The sequence below is a fragment of the Azospirillum terrae genome, assembly GCF_053470425.1.
In genome coordinates, this window is record NZ_JBPXMR010000003.1 from 67,754 (window position 1) to 83,121 (window position 15,368).

A 15,368-nucleotide genomic window follows, 5' to 3' on the forward strand; every position below is an offset into this window, starting at 1 on the left:
GACCTTTATACACCATAACAGGCTTTGAGGGTGTTGTAGGCCTGATTGATCTCCTTCAATCTTTCCTCGGCCTGCCTGTCGCCACCGTTGGCGTCGGGATGATGGATTTTTACCAGTTCGCGATAGCGCGCCTTGATGCGCGGGAAATCCACCGGCGGCGCCAGTTCGAGCACGGTCAACGCCTCCTCCTCGGCCGTTCGGGCGGCGTGGCGGCGCTGTGTCTGCTCGTCGGCCTTGCTCTTGCCGGGGTCGTGGCCGAACTCGAAGCTGAAGCCCTTGACCACGCGGTCGCGCAGGAACGCCTCCTGCACGCTCCAGAACCCGAGCGGCCACGTCGGGCGCTGCCACGTGGTGTCGCAGCGCACCTCGCTCTCGATCTGGTCGGAGCTCATGCCCGCGTAGTAGTCCCAGGCCTTGTTGTACTCGCGCACGTGGTTCAGGCAGAACCAGAAGTACTCGTTCAGCCGGTCGCGGGCCTTGGGCGCGCGGTACTCGCCGTCGCCGGCACAGCCGGGGTGGTCGCACGTCCGCACCGCCGGACGCGGCGCGAAATCATAGCTGGAGGCGAAACGGGCACGGTTGCGCTGCATCGGTTGAGTATGGTGAGCGGTCCGGGCGCTGGCAAGCGCGCGCATTGGCTGGCTCGACCGACCATCCGACCAGCTTGACAGCGCCTCGAACCGGCCACACACCTGTCTTCTTACCCCATCTTCAGGAGATCCCATGGCCTACACCGAACGCATGCGCCGGAAGCTGACCGACGCCCTGTCGCCCGAGCGTCTGGTGATCGACGACCAGTCCGACCGCCACATCGGCCACGGCGGCGCCCACCCGGAGGGCGAGACGCACTTCCACATCACCATCGTCGCCGCGGCCTTCGCCGGCAAGTCGCGGGTCGAGCGCCAGCGCATGGTCTTCGCGCTGCTCAAGGACGAAATGGACGAGCGCGTCCACGCCCTCGGCCTCACCACCCTGGCCCCGCAGGAAGACCAATAGTCCTCGCCGCTTCCGCCCGCCGCCGATGTGCATACATGTGTGTGCAACCGTCAGAAGATGACTTTATTTGCTCGGCGCGGTTAGTGTGCAGCATCGGTTGCATTTCGCGTATCATTCAGTAGAGTGCAGGTTATGCAACCGTTTATCGCGTCCGCCCGCGGCCTCTCCCGTGGGATCGATGCGAGGGAAGAGTTCTGCATGGGCAATCGCGGGCGGAAGAAGCAGCAGGGCGGGAAGAACGCGGTCGGGGTGGGGCCGCTGGAAAGCCGCAACGTGGTCATGGAGAACCACAAGCGGACCAGCATCCGGCTGGAACCGTCCATGTGGGACGCGCTGGAAGCCATCGCCCAACGCGAAGGCATGACGATCAATACGCTGTGCACAAAGATCAAGGAGCGCCTGGACGAGCAGCGCCGCCGGCAGGGCCTGGAGCCCGAGTCCGACGCGCAGGCGGACAACCGGATGAAGTCGACCTTCACCTCGGCGGTGCGCGTGCTGATCGCGTCCTACTTCGTCCAGGCGGCGACGGAGATGGGGCACAACAGCGCCAAGCATGGCCTGGGCGACCCGTTCGTCGGCACCCCCTTCGATCTGCCGGGCGATCCCGGCGAGGGCTCCGCCGGTGGTGGCGGCACGACCGGCAACGGCCCGGACCTGCCCGGCGCGACTCGTCGCCCCGCTCTCAAGAGCCGGGCGCACAGCGACGCGCGCTACGATATGTAAGGGGGCGGGCGGGGTTACCCCGCCGTCTCCGCCTCGCTCACCGACTCCGCCTCGGCGCCGGTGGGCTCGCAGTCGCCGGTGTAGTGCTCCGGCCAGTACTTGCGCACCACGTCGCCGTCGCTGGCGAAGATGTGGCACATGTTGAGCAGCACCGGACGCGCCTTCTTGTCCTCATCCCGCCCCTCCGCCTTGGCGCGCTCCGCCTTCTCGCGGGCGAGGATCGGGTAGATGGTCTGGAACGCCGTGGTGGCGATCGGACCCAGCAGCTCCATCAGATGCGTGCAGCCCTCGATCCCGCCCAGACGCTCCTTCACCGCGCGGGTCCAGCCCTTGCCGATGTTCAAGCCCACCAGACGCTGGTAGTTCGGCGCGATGTCGCCGCAGGCGGTGAACGGTCCCTTGTCGGTCACCGTCTCGATGGCGTGGACCTGGAGATGGTTGTCCACGGTCAGGCGCAGCCACAGATCGTGCACCGGGTCGCCCGGTTCCAGCCGGCCGCGCTGCTCCGTGTCGAAGCCGTAGGTCTTCACGTCGGTCAGGTGGCCCTCGATGTCCCACAGCCCATCGGTGCGCCGGTACCCGCGGCAGGTGATCTCGCGGGTATGGATGTGCTGGCGTTCGGCCGGTGGGGATAAGGGCATGACTCTCTCTTCGCTTTCGCACGTGCGAAGCGAATATCGGTGGGGCTGACGCTTACGTCAAGCCAGCCCCACCCGGCATCGCAGCATTACGGCAATGCGCCCGCGGAGTAGCCGGAGCCGAACATGAACTCCTCGCGGTCCTTGATCTCGCCCTCCAGATGCTCGCGCACCACGGCGAACAGGTCGCGGATCGAGACGATGCCGACCACCTCGTCGCCCTGCACCACTGGCAAGTGGCGGTAGCGGTGCCGCTCCATGAGGTCGAGTGCCTTGCCGGCTGCGGCGTCCGGACCCAGCGTGTCGGGGTTTTTGGTCATCACCTCGCCCAGCGTGGTGGTGGCCGGGTCCTTGCCACCGGCGACCACGCGCACGGTCAGGTCGCGTTCGGTGAAGATGCCGATCAGGCGCCGCCCCTCGGTGACCATGATGGCGGCGATCCGCCGCTCGGCCATCAGCATGGCCGCGGCGCGCACGATGGTGTCGGCCGGCAGGCAGACCAGTTCCTGTTTCTGGATCACGTCCGGCATCAGCTTGCGTGTCGGCATCGCTGTCTCTCCCCGTCATCCGAATATCCGCCCGCCCATTTGTGGAGGGCGCTGACGGTATGGTGCGGGTTGTTCGGGGATGCGTCAAGTCGCCGCACGGATGTGGGATTGGCGAAGGGTCTAGGCGTCGCTGGGCGGGGTTACGCGCAAGGTGGCGATCTGGTGGCGCTGGCGGCGCAGGATCTCGAAGCGGAAGCCGTAGAAGGTGAAGACCTGGCCGGCGTCCGGGATCATCCGTGCTTCGTGCAGCACCAGCCCGGCGATGGTCGAGGCCTTGTCGTCGGGCAGGCGCCACTCGAACTCGCGGTTCAGGTCGCGGATCGTCACCCAGCCGTCGATGATGTAGGAGCCGTTGGGCTGCGGCTTCACACCGGCGACGTTGACGTCCAGCTCGTCGGAGATGTCGCCGACGATCTCCTCCAGGATGTCTTCCAGCGTCACCACGCCCATCAGGCTGCCGTACTCGTCCACCACCAGGGCGAAGTGCTCGCGCCGCTCGCGGAAGGCCTGGAGCTGGTCGAGCAGCGTCGTGGTATCCGGGATGAACCAGGGCTGCGCCGCCAGCGCCACCACGTCCAGCGGGTCGAGCTGGCCGCCGTGCGCCCGCACCTCGCGCAGCAGCGCCTTGGCGTGCAGCACGCCGACGATGTTGTCGGGGTTGTCCTTCCACAGCGGCAGGCGGGTATACGGGCTGGCCAGCACGTCGTCGACGATCTGCGCCGGCTGCTGGCCGGCGTCGATGGTCACCAGATTGCGCCGGTGCGTCATGATGTCGGAGACCGGCACTTCGTTGAGTTCGAGGATGGAGCGCAGCATGGCGCGCTCGTGGCGGACTTCCTCCTCCTCGGTGGTTTCCTCGCCGCGGTGCAGCTCGATGGCGCCGCGCAGTTCCTCGGCGGAGGTGCCGACGGAGACGGTGCGGATGTTGCTGCCGAACAGCCGCAGCATGATGGCGACGATCCACTGCACCGTAGCGGCGATGGGGCTCAGCAGCCGCACGGCGAGGCGCACCACCGGCGCCAGCGCCAGCGCCGAGCGGTCGGCGTGGTTGATGGCGTAGGTCTTTGGCATCACTTCGGCGAAGATGACGATCAGCGCCGTCATGCCGATGGTGGCGTAGGCGACGCCGTGCTCGCCGAACAGCCCGATCAGCACCGAGGTGGCGAGCGACGAGGCCAGGATGTTGACGGCGCTGTTGCCCAGCAGCAGGGCGCCGATCAGGCGTTCCTTGTCCTCGCGCAGCCGGTTGACGAGTCGGGCGCGGCGGTTGCCTTCCTGCTCCAGCTGGTGCATGCGCGGCCGCGACACGCCGGTCAGCGCGGTCTCGGCCCCGGCGAAGAACGCCGACAGCGCGATCAGCAGGATCACCGCGGCGACCAGGATCCACAGCGTCAGGTCGTCGTGCGGGTCTACCCCGAGGTCAAGGGTCTTTTCCATGGGGTGTCAGTCCTGATGAGAGGCGGCGGAGACCCCCACCCCATCCCTCCCCCGCTGGGCGGGGGAGGGGGCCGGATTTTTGCGCTGCGCTCGAAGCGGCAGAGTTCCCTCCCCCGCCCAGCGGGGGAGGGCTAGGGTGGGGGTAATCGCCTCAGGAGGCAACCGCATCCTCCAGCAGCGCGCGCACCGCCGCGGCGTCCACGTCGCGCATCGTAAAGGCGTCGCCCAAACGGCTGGCCAGCACGAAGGTGATGCGGCCGTCCTTCACCTTCTTGTCCTTGGCCATGGAGGCGATCAACTCGTCCACATCCCACTCCACGCCCGGCACGTCGGTCGGTCTGGTCGGCAGGCCGACCGCCTTGAGGTGCGCCCGCGCCCGCTCGGCGTCCGCCGCCGGGCACAGGCCCAGGCGCACGCTGAGGTCGAACGCCAGCACCATGCCGATGGACACCCCCTCGCCGTGCAGCAGCCGCGAGCCGAACCCGGTCGCCGCCTCCAGCGCGTGGCCGAAGGTGTGGCCGAGGTTGAGCAGCGCGCGGTCGCCGCTCTCGCGCTCGTCGGCGCCGACGATTTCGGCCTTGGCGCGGCAGCTCACCGTCACCGCGTGCTGGCGCGCCGCCGAGTCGCCGTCCACCACGCGCGCGCCGTTCTCCTCCAGCCACGTGAAGAAGTCGGGCTGGCGGATCAGGCCGTACTTGACCACCTCGGCGTAGCCGGCGAGCACCTCGCGCCGCGGCAGGGTGTCCAGCGTCGCGGTGTCGGCGACCACCAGCCGCGGCTGGTGGAAGGCGCCGACGAGGTTCTTGCCGTATCGTGAGTTGATGCCGGTCTTGCCGCCGACCGAGCTGTCCACCTGGCTGAGCAGCGTCGTCGGCACCTGCACGAAATCGATGCCGCGCAGCGCCGTCGCCGCGGCGAAGCCGGTGATGTCGCCGATCACCCCGCCGCCCAGCGCCACCAGCACCGCCGAGCGCTCGATACCGCGGCCGAGCACCGCGTCCATCAGGCGTTCGAAATGGGCGAAGTCCTTGGTCTTCTCGCCGTGCGGCAGGACGATGGCGGTGCCGGGATCGATCCCGGCGCCGCGCAGGCTGGCCTCCAGCGTGGCCAAGTGCAGCGGCGCCACGTTGTCGTCGGTGACGATGATCGGCGCTTTGCCCCTGGTGATCGCGGCGATGCGCGGCCCGGCCTCGGTCAGGATGCCGTCGCCCACCAGGATGTCGTAGCTGCGGGAGCCCAGTTCGACTCGCACGGTATCGCTCATGAATGCTTCTCCTCCGGATCGGCGCCGGCGCGGGGCGGACGGATCGGGTGGCCGAAATGGTCTTCCAAGGCTTCGATGACGCGGGCGACGGTGTATTCGGGCGGATGCTCGTCGCTTTCCACCGTTACGTCGGCCTCGGCGTAGATGGGGTAGCGCTGCTCCATCAGCCGCCCGAGGATCTCGCGCGGGTCGCCGTTCTTCAACAGCGGCCGGTGGGTGCGGCGCGCGGTGCGCTCCAGCAGGATGTCCAGCTCGGCGCGCAGCCACACCGAGGTGCCGCGCTCGCGGATCACCGCGCGGGTCTGCGGGTCCATGAAGGCGCCGCCGCCGGTCGCCATGATGTGGGCCGGGCGCTCGGTCAGCAGGCGGGCGATGATCTTGCGCTCGCCGGTGCGGAACGCCGCCTCGCCGTCGCGGGCGAAGATTTCCTCTATGGTGCAGCCGGCCGCCGCCTCGATCTCGGTGTCGGCGTCGATGAAGGGCAGGCCGAGCTTGCTGGCGAGCCGCCGGCCGATGGCGCTCTTACCGGCGCCCATCAGGCCCACCAGGACGACGGTTCTGGGCAGGGCGGTCTTGGGCAAAGTCTACTCCCGGTCGATTCGGCATGTGGCTCGCCCGCGCTGTTGCGCGGCGGCCCGTACCGTGTCTAAAGTGTTACGCCGCCTGGACGTCAGCCGTACGGCCGGTTCCCATGGGCGTGTGTGCCTTGCTTAGCATGAAAGCGCATCGTTGTCCCAACCCCTGCGGATTCGTGCCGTGCTACGTCCAAAAACCCGTTCCTTTTCCGCTGCCGGTTCATCCCGTCCCATGAAGACTCGCGTGCTCCCCGCCCTCCTGGTGCTGTTGCTGGTGGTCGCTGTCGGCGGCCTTGCCGTCCTTGGCACCTGGGACATGCCCGTTCCGTCCAAGGCGGTCGAAAAGATCCTCCCGGATGAGCGCTTCCCGCGCTGACCGCGCCGGGATCGTCCCGCTGAGCCGGCGCGCCGCGCCGGCCGCCGTCGCGATTCTCCTCGCCGCCGCGCCCGCGTGGGCGCAGCAGGGGCCGATTCGCCTCGGCCCGCCGGTGACGGACACGCCCCGGTCGGTGACCGTGCCGGTGGTGCCCGTCGATCCCAACATCCCCATCATCGTGCTGCCGCCGCCGCCCAAGGCGGAGCCGGTCCCGCCGATGGCGATGCCCGAACCGGCCAAAACCGACACCATCGCCCCGGCGCCGGCCAAGCCCGGCATGATCCAGGCCGCCCCGCTGGCCGCTCCCGACCCGGACGGCGCCGGCATTCTGGACTCCGGCCAGGGCGGCCTGGGCGTGCTGCTGTGGCACGGCGTGCCGCGCGGCGCGGTTCTGCGGCTGCTGCCCGAGGTGGCGCTGGCGATGCCGTCACCGGCGGCGCGCGGCCTGCTGCGGCGCCTGCTGCTGACCGACGCCGCCGCTCCGCAGCCGGCCTTGGACGAGGCGCCGCCGCTGCGCCGCTTCGGCGCGCTGCGGGTCGAGACGCTGGCGGCGCTCGGCGACCCGCGCGGCGCGCTGGACCTCGCCGCCAAGCTGCCCGGCGTGCTGGAGGACGAGACGGCGGCGCGCGCCATCGTCGACGCGCAGCTTCTTCTGGGAACGCTCGACTGCCCGTGGGCGGACGCGGTGGGCAAGCCGTTCCCGACGCTGTACTGGCGGCGCCTGGACCTGTACTGCCGCGCCCGCGGCGGCGACCGCGTGGGCGCCGGGCTGGTGCTGGAGCTGCTGGGCGGCCAGAGCGACCGCGACGACGCCTTCCGCGTCCTGGCCGAGGCGGCGGTCGGTGGCGGCGTGCCGCAGTTGCGCGGCCTCAAGGACCCCGCGCCGCTGACCCTCGCCATGATGCGGCTGGTCTCGGCGCCGGCGACGTCCGACCTGCTGACGCTCGACCCGGCGCGGCTCGCCGGGGTGGCGCGCATCGGCGCCACGGAGCCGGCGACCCGCCTCACCGCCGCCGAGCGGGCGGCGACCGCGCTCTATCTGGACGCCCGCGCGCTGGGCGATGCCTACCGCGCGGCCCCCGCCAAGGTCGACGAACTGTACCGCCTGAAGGACCTCGCCGCCCGTGACCGCGGCGCCCGCGTGCGCGGGCTGGTGCAGCAGGCCTTCACCGGGGCGGCGGACGGCAACCGGCGGCTTGCTCTCGCGGCGCTGGCGCTCGACCTGCTCGACCCGCCCATGTGGGCCGGGCCGCCGGGCGCGGTGGTGGCGGCCATGTTCGACACCGTCACGGTCAACGTCGAGGCGGCGGCGCTCGCCCCCGCCGCGGTGCGGCTGTACGAGGCGCAGGGGCGCGCCGATCCGGCGCGGCGCTGGCGCGATCTGGCGACGCGCACCGCCGCCGGGGCGCGGCTGTGGCCGCTGGCCGCGGCGGCCAACCCCGCCGCGGCCGGGCTGTCGGCATGGCTCGACGAGTCGCTGCGCGGCGCCGACCCCGCGGCGGCCGAGCGCGTGGCCGGAACGCTGAAGCTCTTGCAAGCCCTCGGCGCCGAGGTGCCGGACGAGGCGCTGCGCCGTGCGGCGGCCGAGCTGCCGCTGCCGCAGGGCGACCCCATGCGCTGGTCCCAGCTGGACCTCGCTGTCCGCGAGGGCCGCGTCGGCGAGACGGTGTTGCTGGCGCTTGTGCTGCTGGGCGAGGCCGGCCCGGCCGGCACCCCGCCGGCCACCCTGGCGCGGCTGGCCGGGGCGTTGCGCGCCGTCGGGCTGGAGCCGGACGCCCGCGCGCTGGCGCGCGAAGCCATCGCCGCGCAGGGGCTCTGATCCACCCATGGCGCGCCGCGGCCGTCCCTGCAAACCCCGTCCGGTGTCGGCTGTCCCGCAGCTCGACGCCTTCCTCGACATGCTGATGGCCGAGCGTGGTGCCGCGCTCAACACCCGGCAGGCCTACGAGCGCGACCTGACCGACGCGGCGCTGTGGCTGGCGCAGCGCAGCGTCACGCTCGACCGCGCCGGAACCGACGATCTGCGCGGCTACCTCGCCCATCTCCAGGCCAAGGAGGCGGCGGCGCCGCGCACGGTGGCGCGGCGGCTGTCGGCGCTGCGGCAGTACTTCCGCTTCCTGGTGTCGGAGGGGCAGCGGACCGAGGACCCGGCGTCCGCCCTCGACAGTCCCAAGCAGGGCCGCCCGCTGCCCAAGATCCTCACCGAGGCGGAGGTCGAGCGGATGATCGACACCGCCCGCGCCCGCGGCGGCCCGGATGGGCTGCGGCTGGTGACGCTGCTGGAGGTGCTGTACGCCACCGGCCTGCGCGTGTCGGAGTTGGTGGGGCTGCCGCTGTCGGCGATCCTGCGCGACGGGCGCGGCCTGATCGTGCGCGGCAAGGGCGGCAAGGAGCGGATGGTTCCGCTCTCCGACCCGGCGCGCGCGGTGATCACGGCGTACCTGCCGCTGCGCAAGGCCTTCCTGCTGCCCGAGCGCGAGGCGGTGCAGGCGCGGTTCCTGTTCCCGTCGCGAAGCGCCGCCGACGGCTATTTGACGCGCCAGCGTTTCGCACAGATCCTCAAGGATCTGGCGATCGAGGCGGGCATCGACCCGGAGAAGGTCAGCCCGCACGTGCTGCGCCACGCCTTCGCCACGCACCTGCTGGACCGCGGCGCCGATCTGCGCTCGGTGCAGAAGATGCTGGGCCACGCGGACATCGCCACCACGCAGATCTACACCCACGTGGTGGCGGACCGCCTGCGCAAGGTCGTTACCGAACACCACCCGCTGGCGCGGCGGAGGGCGAAGATTGAGCCGTAGGGTGGGGGCGTACCAAGTCTTCACGTGAAGAATGGTGACCCCGCCCCCCCCCCTTTCTCTACCGTTTCAGCCCGCCGCCATAGCGGCTGCAATCGAACTCGTCGGTGCCGCGCTCGGCACGGCCACCGTTCGATGTGTTGTACGCCGGATCGTCGCACCGGCCATTGTAGGCGTACGGCCCGCCGCCCTGGTTGCCGTAGTGGCCGCGCGCGTTGTAGCCGTCGTCGTACGAGCTGCCGGAACTGCCGAACAGCCCGCCCGAGCCGAACAGCCCACCCCCGCCGCCGCCGCGCCCGCCGTAGCCGTTGCTGGTCTCGTTGCAGGCGGCGAGCGTCAGCGGCACCGCGACGATCACCGCAAGCCGAAGAACGGTTTTCATGGTCGTTTCCTTTCCTATTGAGGGACAAACCCGGTCCTTGATCCCTCAACAGGCGAAACCCTCGTTGGATTCCCGAACGGCGAGCAGGCTTTTGGTAATATTCTTGCCGCGACCAATCGTCCGAAGAGGCCGTCCGAACAGGCGAGCCGGCCGGGTTGGCTTTGGCGGGCACGGGGTGCTGTGCTATACGCGGCAAAAGGGTTCGCGCCGCGGCGCGCCAGCGATCATGGAGGGGAAACCGCAATGGCAACCACGATGTCCGGGCTCGAGATCCTCGGCCCCATGCTGCCGGGCTTCGACGAGATCCTGACGCCGGAAGCGCTGGCCTTCATCGCCGAACTGGAAGGCCGCTTCGGCCCCGAGCGCGAACGCCTGCTGGACGTCCGCAAGAAGCGCCAGGCGCTGATCGACGCGGGCGAGAAGCCGGACTTCCTGCCGGAAACCAAGGCGGTCCGCGCCGCCGACTGGACGATCGCGGCGCTGCCGACCGACCTGCTCGACCGAAGGGTCGAGATCACCGGGCCGGTGGACCGCAAGATGGTCATCAACGCGCTGAACTCCGGCGCCAAGGTGTTCATGGCGGATTTCGAGGACGCCAACTGCCCGTCCTGGACCAACCAGATCGAGGGGCAGATCAACGTCCGCGACGCCGTGCGCCGCACCATCCGCTATGAGGACCCGGCGTCGGGCAAGCCGTACGCGCTGAACGCCAGGACCGCGGTGCTGAAGGTCCGCCCGCGCGGCTGGCACCTGGAGGAAAAGCACGTCCGCTACGAAGGCCAGCCGATCTCCGCGTCGCTGTTCGACTTCGGGCTGTACGTCTTCCACAACGCCAGGGAATTGCTGGAGCGGCACAGCGGCCCGTACTTCTACCTGCCGAAGCTGGAAAGCCACTTCGAAGCCCGGCTGTGGAACGAGGTGTTCACCGTGGCCGAGGACTATCTCGGCATCCCGCACGGCTCCATCAAGGCGACCGTGCTGATCGAGACGATCCTCGCCGCCTTCGAGATGGACGAGATCCTCTACGAGCTGCGCGACCACTCCGCCGGTCTGAACTGCGGGCGCTGGGACTACATCTTCAGCTTCATCAAGAAGTTCCGCAACGACCCGGCGGCGGTTCTGCCCGACCGCTCGGAGGTCACCATGGCGGTGCCCTTCCTGCAATCCTACAGCCAGCTGGCGATCAAGACCTGCCACCGCCGCAACGCCCCGGCCATCGGCGGCATGGCCGCCTTCATCCCGGTGAAGGGCGACCCGGAGGCCAACGAGGGGGTGTTCTCCAAGATCCGCGCCGACAAGGAGCGCGAGGCCTCCAACGGCCACGACGGCACCTGGGTGGCGCACCCCGGCCTCGTCCAGGTCGCCATGGAGGTGTTCGACGCCTACATGCCCGGCCCCAACCAGATCGGGCGCAAGCGCAACGACGTGGCTGTCACCGCCGCCGACCTGCTGGCCGTGCCCGAGGGTCTGAAGACCGAAAAGGGCCTGCGCATGAACGTGGCGGTGGGCATCGGCTACATCGAGGCGTGGCTGCGCGGCCTCGGCTGCGTGCCGCTGTTCAACCTGATGGAGGACGCCGCGACGGCGGAGATCAGCCGCTCCCAGGTCTGGCAGTGGGTGCACCACGCCGCGGCGCTGGACGACGACCGCACGGTGACGCTGGAACTGGTGGACGCGGTCATCGCCGAGGAGCTGGACGCCTGGAAGGCCCGCCTGGGCGACGCGGCGTACGGGGCCGGCAAGTGGGCCGACGCCGCGGCGCTGTTCCGCGATCTGGTGGCGCAGAAGGACTTCGTCGAGTTCCTGACGCTGCCGGCCTATGACCGCATCGTCGCGGAAGGCGCGTGACCGCTCCCGACTTCGACGCGGCGTTCCGCGAGCGGCTGCTGGACCTGTTCCGCTGGCGCCGCGACGTGCGGCGTTTCCGCACCGACCCGCTGGCGGACGGCGTGCTCGACGCGCTGCTCGACGCCGCGTGTCTGGCGCCCTCGGTGGGCTTCAGCCAGCCCTGGCGCTTCGTCCTGGTGGACGCGCCGGAGCGCCGCGCCGCGGTGCGCGCGAGCTTCGCCGCGTGCAACGCGGCGGCGCTGACCGGCTACGACGGCGAGCGCGCGGCGCTCTACGCGCGCCTCAAGCTGGAGGGGCTGACGGATGCCCCGGTGCAGCTCGCGGTGTTCTGCGACGAGGCCACCCACGCCGGCCACGGCCTGGGCAGCCGCACCATGCCGGAGATGCTGCGCTACTCCGTGGTCACGGCGGTGCAGACGCTGTGGCTGACCGCGCGGGCGCATGGCGTGGGGGTGGGCTGGGTGTCGATCCTCGACCCCGACGCGGTGACCGCCACGCTGGACGTGCCGGAGGGCTGGCGGCTGGTCGCCTACCTGTGCATCGGCTACCCGGTGGAGGCGCTGTCGGAACCGGAACTGTCCCGCCTCGGCTGGCAGGCGCCCGACCCGGAGGGGCGGAAGGTCTGGCGGCGGTAGGTCGGGTCAGATCTGGAATTCCGGGTCCACGGGCACCTGCATGGCGGTCGCCAGCGCGTTGGTCAGCGACGCCATGCCGACCACGGCGAGAAAGTCCTGGTACTGCGCGTCGGTCATGCCCTTCGCCTTGGCGGCGGCTGTGTGGGAGTGGACGCAGTAGGTGCAGGAATTGGCCGTCGAAACGGCAAGGTAGATGAGTTCCTTGGTCAGCGGGTCCAGGGCGGACGGCGCCACCATCACCTCCTTCAGGCGGTTCCAGGTGGCCTCCAGAAGGTCGGGCTGATTGGCGAGCGCTCGCCACATGTTGTTGACGAAATCGGCTTTCCGGGTCGCCCGGATGTCGTCGAACACCGCCTTGACGCGCGGGTTCTTTTCAACGTCTTCGTCGGTCCAAAGCTTCACCGTCGACATGGGCGCATTCCTTTCAAATCAGCACCGGAGGCGGCGGGGCGGGGCCGTCAATCGATGATCTGCTTCACGTTGCTGACCACGGCGTCCACCAGTGGCTTGGGCGCCGAGCCTTCAAAAGTTACGTTGCGCGCGCTGAAGTCGATGGTGCGCAACTCGGAGGACAACACGACACCGCGCACGCGACCTCCCGGTGGCAGGGGCACTTGAAAGCCGCTGACCTTGTCGGTCTTGCTGGTGATCGGGCAGACGACGGCCCAGCCGGTGGCGATGCTGTACCTTTCATGGGAGATGACGAGCCCGTAGTGAGGCCCCTTCATTTCCCGGCCCACCTGCGGCGAAAAATCGAAATGGACGATATCGCCGCGGCGGGGAGTGTACATCACAGGCTTTCCTTGCCCATGGGCGTGTCGTTTTCCCAGTCCGAGCGGTGCTGTTCGCGGTCGAAACCAGCCAGCAGTTGATCGAGGGTCAACGTCGGATAGCTTCCCGCCACATGCTCGGCCAGTTGCCGTTCGTAATCCTCGGCACGCAGCAGCACATACGGCTCGCCACGGCGAACGATGGTTACCGGGCCGCGCTGCGCCTGATCGAGAACCTTGCCCAGGTGGGCGCCCGCCTCGGTGGCGGAGACTTTGGGATAACCGTCGGCAAGCGAACGCACGGGAGCCTCTTTGCTCTGAAACCCGGAAAACCCTGGTTTCATAGATAGCACGCACCGCCGCTCCCGACAACGAAGCGTGCCTACTCCGCCGCCTTCCGCTTCGCCGCGTGATAGGTCCCCGTCCCCCGATGGAACACCCGGTCGGTCGGCAGCACCGTGCCCGGCTCGTAGGACGGCTTGCCCATCAGTTCCCGGTACAGCGGCGTCAGATCCTGCGTCGTCTCGGCGAACAGCCGGTCGTAGCTGTCGATGACGAAGTAGGTCTCCTGATAGTCGTCGATGCGGTAGTGCGTGTTCATCACGCGCTTGAGGTCGAAGCCGATGCGGTTGGGCGACGGGTCCTCCAGGCACCAGATCGACTCGCCCTTGGACGACGCGATGCCGGCGCCGTAGATGCGCAGGCCATCGGGCGTGTCGATCAGCCCGAACTCGACCGTGTACCAGTACAGCCGGCCGAGATACTCCAGGCAGCCCATGTCCGTGGCCTTCAGTCCGGCCTTCCCGTACGCCGCCATGTAGTCGGCGAACACCGGGTTCATCAGCAAGGGCACGTGACCGAACAGGTCGTGGAAGAGGTCCGGCTCCTCCAGATAATCCATCTGCTCGGGCGCGCGAATCCAGCGGGTGACCGGGAAGCGGCGGTTGGCGAGGTGCTCGAAGAAGATCTCGCCCGGCACCAGCCCTGGCACCGCGACGATGCTCCAGCCGGTGACCGGCTTCAGCATCTCGGTCAGGCGCTCGAAGCGCGGGATGCCCTCGGCGGTCATTTCCAGCGCGTGCATGGCCTGGACGATCTCCGGCACGGCGCGGCCTTGCAGGATTTTCTCCTGTCGGCGGAACAGCGTGCGCCAGATCTCGTGTTCCTGGGGCGTGTAGGCGTCCCAGTCCTGCTCGATGGTGTAGTCTGGGCGGGTCTCCGGCGGCGCGGTCGCGACCATGGCTCGTCTCCCCTTTACCATAACAGTGGTGTGGAACGGCACCGATGGCAAAGGGGGTGCGGGGAGTACGCCGATGGGAGCTTCGGCGGTGCGCGCTTGCCCCCGCCGCCGATCTGCTATAGGATCAAAGTCTTCGTTGGCGAGGCGCGTCCGCACGATGCGGGGCGGATGAGACGTTCGGCAAAAACGCGTCTCATAGCGTCTCATCCGCCGCCGAACGGATGCAACGCTCCATCGAATCGCGTTTCATAGCGTTTCATGGTGTTTCATCCGACGACGCCGGGTCCCGCTTCTAAGGCGTGCCGAGCCTCCCCAGCCGTACCGCCAGCGGCCAGCGGATGACGCGCGTCGCGGCCGGGTCGCCCCACGCGTCGGCCAGCGTCCCGGCGAAGCCGTCCAGCGGGTTGCTGCCGGTCGCCTTGAGCGCGGCCTTCACCGCCGACCACGTGCCCAGATAGCCGGCGACCTGCGCCAGCGTCCACGGCATCGCCATGACCAGCTCCGGCACCGGCAGTTCCGGCACCGGGAAGGGCAGGGAGCGGTAGCCGTCGTCCACATGGTGCCGCTCGGGCGGCCACCAGCGGCCCAGCGTCTCGTCGTGGAAGGCGCGCAGCAGCGCCCCCACGTCGCCGTCCGCCGTCAGAACGCCATAGCTGACCAGCGCCAGCGCGGCGTCAGGCCGGGCGACGCGGCGGGCTTCGGCGTAGAAGGCCGGCAGGTCGAACCAGTGCGCCGCCTGCGCGGCGACGATCAGGTCGGCGCACGCGTCGGGCAGCCCGCTGCGCTCGGCCGGCGCGGCGCGGTACTCGACGCCGTCGTGCGGCACGGCGCTGGCGACCTGCTGGGCGCTGGCGTCGGTGGCGACGACTCGCTCGAAGCGGCGGCGCAGATCGCCCGACAGCTGCCCGTTGCCGCACCCCACGTCCCAGGCGAGGCCGTGGGCGGGGGCGGCGTCGGCCAGCACGTCGGTGAGCGCCGCCGGGTACAGCGGCCGATAGGCGCGGTAGTCGTCGGCGTGGCCGGAGAAATGGTCCTTGAAGGTGGCCGTGGTGGCGATGGTCATGGTGGGGGCTCCGCTGGGGCGCGCATGGTAGCAACGGTGCGGTGCTTTAGGCTATGGCGCTGCGGTGCGGCGCGT

19 protein-coding genes are annotated in these 15,368 nt (G+C 69.6%); 7 read left to right on the forward strand and 12 right to left on the reverse strand.

What is annotated here, in order from left to right; all coding sequences use genetic code 11:
* Positions 1 to 5: 5 nt before the first annotated feature.
* Positions 6 to 590, reverse strand: a complete 585-nt coding sequence (locus ACSVDD_RS10160; RefSeq protein WP_448189226.1) for a J domain-containing protein — start codon at positions 588 to 590, stop codon at positions 6 to 8.
* Positions 591 to 723: 133 nt separating this feature from the next.
* Here ACSVDD_RS10160 and ACSVDD_RS10165 point away from each other — a divergent pair, with 133 nt between their 5' ends.
* Together ACSVDD_RS10165 and ACSVDD_RS10170 are read left to right on the forward strand one after the other, a co-directional pair.
* Complete coding sequence (locus tag ACSVDD_RS10165; RefSeq protein WP_448189227.1) at positions 724 to 996, forward strand: BolA family protein; 273 nt, start codon at positions 724 to 726, stop codon at positions 994 to 996.
* 198 nt (positions 997 to 1,194) lie between these two features.
* Positions 1,195 to 1,719: a ribbon-helix-helix domain-containing protein gene (locus ACSVDD_RS10170; protein WP_448189228.1), complete on the forward strand. Its 525-nt coding sequence runs from the start codon at positions 1,195 to 1,197 to the stop codon at positions 1,717 to 1,719.
* A gap of 14 nt (positions 1,720 to 1,733) precedes the next feature.
* On the opposite strand, the gene ACSVDD_RS10175 is transcribed toward ACSVDD_RS10170, so the two are convergent.
* The 5 genes from ACSVDD_RS10175 to ACSVDD_RS10195 all read right to left on the reverse strand — a co-directional run bounded on the left by ACSVDD_RS10175 (position 1,734) and on the right by ACSVDD_RS10195 (position 6,187).
* The gene (locus ACSVDD_RS10175) at positions 1,734 to 2,360 is read right to left on the reverse strand and encodes a DUF2889 domain-containing protein (protein WP_448189229.1); all 627 of its coding nucleotides are present in this window, start codon (positions 2,358 to 2,360) and stop codon (positions 1,734 to 1,736) included.
* 86 nt (positions 2,361 to 2,446) lie between these two features.
* Positions 2,447 to 2,905 carry a CBS domain-containing protein gene (locus ACSVDD_RS10180; protein WP_448189230.1) on the reverse strand — a complete coding sequence of 153 codons (459 nt, stop codon included), beginning with the start codon at positions 2,903 to 2,905 and terminating at the stop codon, positions 2,447 to 2,449.
* A 120-nt stretch (positions 2,906 to 3,025) separates the two neighbouring features.
* Positions 3,026 to 4,342 carry an HlyC/CorC family transporter gene (locus ACSVDD_RS10185; protein WP_448189231.1) on the reverse strand — a complete coding sequence of 439 codons (1,317 nt, stop codon included), beginning with the start codon at positions 4,340 to 4,342 and terminating at the stop codon, positions 3,026 to 3,028.
* Positions 4,343 to 4,493: 151 nt separating this feature from the next.
* Entirely contained in the window at positions 4,494 to 5,606 is a 1,113-nt protein-coding gene (aroB, locus tag ACSVDD_RS10190) for a 3-dehydroquinate synthase (protein WP_448189232.1), read from the reverse strand.
* Positions 5,603 to 6,187: a shikimate kinase gene (locus ACSVDD_RS10195; RefSeq protein WP_448189233.1), complete on the reverse strand. Its 585-nt coding sequence runs from the start codon at positions 6,185 to 6,187 to the stop codon at positions 5,603 to 5,605. Before ACSVDD_RS10195 ends, aroB begins: the two co-directional genes overlap by 4 nt.
* Before the next feature lie 238 nt (positions 6,188 to 6,425).
* Between ACSVDD_RS10195 and ACSVDD_RS10200 the strand changes: the two genes are divergently transcribed.
* The 3 genes from ACSVDD_RS10200 to xerD are packed head-to-tail and all read left to right on the forward strand — an operon-like array spanning position 6,426 to position 9,358.
* Positions 6,426 to 6,557, forward strand: a complete 132-nt coding sequence (locus ACSVDD_RS10200) for a hypothetical protein (RefSeq protein WP_448189234.1) — start codon at positions 6,426 to 6,428, stop codon at positions 6,555 to 6,557.
* Complete coding sequence (locus ACSVDD_RS10205; RefSeq protein WP_448189235.1) at positions 6,538 to 8,376, forward strand: hypothetical protein; 1,839 nt, start codon at positions 6,538 to 6,540, stop codon at positions 8,374 to 8,376. The genes ACSVDD_RS10200 and ACSVDD_RS10205 overlap by 20 nt, the downstream gene beginning before the upstream one ends.
* 7 nt (positions 8,377 to 8,383) lie before the next feature.
* Positions 8,384 to 9,358, forward strand: a complete 975-nt coding sequence (xerD, locus tag ACSVDD_RS10210; RefSeq protein WP_448189236.1) for a site-specific tyrosine recombinase XerD — start codon at positions 8,384 to 8,386, stop codon at positions 9,356 to 9,358.
* Positions 9,359 to 9,416: 58 nt separating this feature from the next.
* Here the strand turns inward: xerD and ACSVDD_RS10215 are convergent, their stop codons facing one another.
* A complete protein-coding gene (locus ACSVDD_RS10215; RefSeq protein ID WP_448189237.1) occupies positions 9,417 to 9,737 on the reverse strand; it encodes a hypothetical protein in 321 nt (106 codons plus the stop codon).
* A 243-nt stretch (positions 9,738 to 9,980) separates the two neighbouring features.
* On the opposite strand from ACSVDD_RS10215, the gene aceB reads away from it, so the two are divergent.
* Both aceB and bluB read left to right on the forward strand, forming a co-directional pair.
* Positions 9,981 to 11,585 (forward strand): malate synthase A, encoded by a 1,605-nt coding sequence (gene aceB, locus ACSVDD_RS10220; RefSeq protein ID WP_448189238.1) that lies wholly within the window; start codon positions 9,981 to 9,983, stop codon positions 11,583 to 11,585.
* Positions 11,582 to 12,220: a 5,6-dimethylbenzimidazole synthase gene (gene bluB / locus ACSVDD_RS10225; RefSeq protein ID WP_448189239.1), complete on the forward strand. Its 639-nt coding sequence runs from the start codon at positions 11,582 to 11,584 to the stop codon at positions 12,218 to 12,220. The genes aceB and bluB overlap by 4 nt, the downstream gene beginning before the upstream one ends.
* 6 nt (positions 12,221 to 12,226) lie before the next feature.
* On the opposite strand, the gene ACSVDD_RS10230 is transcribed toward bluB, so the two are convergent.
* From ACSVDD_RS10230 to ACSVDD_RS10250, 5 genes are all read right to left on the reverse strand, one after another.
* A complete protein-coding gene (locus ACSVDD_RS10230) occupies positions 12,227 to 12,631 on the reverse strand; it encodes a carboxymuconolactone decarboxylase family protein (protein WP_448189240.1) in 405 nt (134 codons plus the stop codon).
* Positions 12,632 to 12,678: 47 nt separating this feature from the next.
* Positions 12,679 to 13,011, reverse strand: coding sequence for a type II toxin-antitoxin system PemK/MazF family toxin (locus ACSVDD_RS10235; RefSeq protein ID WP_448189241.1), 333 nt, complete (start codon positions 13,009 to 13,011; stop codon positions 12,679 to 12,681).
* On the reverse strand, positions 13,011 to 13,292 hold the full coding sequence (locus tag ACSVDD_RS10240) for a type II toxin-antitoxin system Phd/YefM family antitoxin (RefSeq protein ID WP_448189242.1): 282 nt from the start codon (positions 13,290 to 13,292) through the stop codon (positions 13,011 to 13,013). Before ACSVDD_RS10240 ends, ACSVDD_RS10235 begins: the two co-directional genes overlap by 1 nt.
* Positions 13,293 to 13,372: 80 nt before the next feature.
* A complete protein-coding gene (gene phhA, locus ACSVDD_RS10245) occupies positions 13,373 to 14,230 on the reverse strand; it encodes a phenylalanine 4-monooxygenase (protein ID WP_448189243.1) in 858 nt (285 codons plus the stop codon).
* 292 nt (positions 14,231 to 14,522) lie between these two features.
* The gene (locus ACSVDD_RS10250) at positions 14,523 to 15,293 is read right to left on the reverse strand and encodes a class I SAM-dependent methyltransferase (RefSeq protein ID WP_448189244.1); all 771 of its coding nucleotides are present in this window, start codon (positions 15,291 to 15,293) and stop codon (positions 14,523 to 14,525) included.
* Positions 15,294 to 15,368: the final 75 nt, after the last annotated feature.

Bases quoted from the DNA above. Each gene is read 5' to 3' on its own strand.
- ACSVDD_RS10160 (WP_448189226.1), bottom strand. From the start codon at position 590: ATGCAGCGCAACCGTGCCCGTTTCGCCTCCAGCTATGATTTCGCGCCG.
- ACSVDD_RS10165 (WP_448189227.1), top strand. From the start codon at position 724: ATGGCCTACACCGAACGCATGCGCCGGAAGCTGACCGACGCCCTGTCG.
- ACSVDD_RS10170 (WP_448189228.1), top strand. From the start codon at position 1,195: ATGGGCAATCGCGGGCGGAAGAAGCAGCAGGGCGGGAAGAACGCGGTC.
- ACSVDD_RS10175 (WP_448189229.1), bottom strand. From the start codon at position 2,360: ATGCCCTTATCCCCACCGGCCGAACGCCAGCACATCCATACCCGCGAG.
- ACSVDD_RS10180 (WP_448189230.1), bottom strand. From the start codon at position 2,905: ATGCCGACACGCAAGCTGATGCCGGACGTGATCCAGAAACAGGAACTG.
- ACSVDD_RS10185 (WP_448189231.1), bottom strand. From the start codon at position 4,342: ATGGAAAAGACCCTTGACCTCGGGGTAGACCCGCACGACGACCTGACG.
- aroB (WP_448189232.1), bottom strand. From the start codon at position 5,606: ATGAGCGATACCGTGCGAGTCGAACTGGGCTCCCGCAGCTACGACATC.
- ACSVDD_RS10205 (WP_448189235.1), top strand. From the start codon at position 6,538: ATGAGCGCTTCCCGCGCTGACCGCGCCGGGATCGTCCCGCTGAGCCGG.
- xerD (WP_448189236.1), top strand. From the start codon at position 8,384: ATGGCGCGCCGCGGCCGTCCCTGCAAACCCCGTCCGGTGTCGGCTGTC.
- ACSVDD_RS10215 (WP_448189237.1), bottom strand. From the start codon at position 9,737: ATGAAAACCGTTCTTCGGCTTGCGGTGATCGTCGCGGTGCCGCTGACG.
- aceB (WP_448189238.1), top strand. From the start codon at position 9,981: ATGGCAACCACGATGTCCGGGCTCGAGATCCTCGGCCCCATGCTGCCG.
- ACSVDD_RS10230 (WP_448189240.1), bottom strand. From the start codon at position 12,631: ATGTCGACGGTGAAGCTTTGGACCGACGAAGACGTTGAAAAGAACCCG.
- ACSVDD_RS10235 (WP_448189241.1), bottom strand. From the start codon at position 13,011: ATGTACACTCCCCGCCGCGGCGATATCGTCCATTTCGATTTTTCGCCG.
- phhA (WP_448189243.1), bottom strand. From the start codon at position 14,230: ATGGTCGCGACCGCGCCGCCGGAGACCCGCCCAGACTACACCATCGAG.
- ACSVDD_RS10250 (WP_448189244.1), bottom strand. From the start codon at position 15,293: ATGACCATCGCCACCACGGCCACCTTCAAGGACCATTTCTCCGGCCAC.